The sequence below is a fragment of the Streptococcus sp. GMD4S genome, assembly GCF_000296955.1.
Map to the genome: position 1 here is coordinate 1 of NZ_AJRE01000568.1, position 581 is coordinate 581.

1 protein-coding gene is annotated in these 581 nt (G+C 44.1%); it reads right to left on the minus strand.

The window, feature by feature from the left end:
- A partial coding sequence (locus GMD4S_RS12580; protein WP_000112146.1) for an Hsp70 family protein occupies nt 1-581 on the minus strand: 581 nt, incomplete at both ends.

Genomic DNA, 581 nt, shown 5'->3' on the forward strand with positions numbered 1-581 from the left:
ACAATAGTTTGTTCTTTTTGAGTTCCAAGATCTTTAGCCTTAACAGACACGATACCGTTCTTGTCGATATCAAATGTTACTTCGATTTGAGGAATTCCACGAGGTGCAGCTGGGATATCAGTCAATTGGAAGCGTCCAAGAGTCTTGTTATCAGCTGCCATTGGGCGTTCACCTTGAAGAACGTGGATATCAACGGCTGGTTGGTTGTCTGCTGCAGTTGAGAAGACTTGTGATTTAGATGTTGGGATAGTAGTGTTGCGATCGATAAGTTTTGTGAAGACGCCACCCATTGTTTCGATACCAAGTGACAATGGTGTCACATCAAGAAGGACAACGTCTTTAACATCACCAGTGATCACACCACCTTGGATGGCAGCACCCATAGCAACCACTTCATCAGGGTTTACTGATTTGTTTGGTTCTTTACCAGTTTCAGCTTTCACAGCTTCTACAACGGCTGGGATACGAGTTGAACCACCAACAAGGATAACTTCGTCGATTTCTGACAAGCTCAAACCTGCATCTGAAAGGGCTTGACGAACTGGAACTTTTGTACGTTCTACAAGGTCACGAGTCAAATC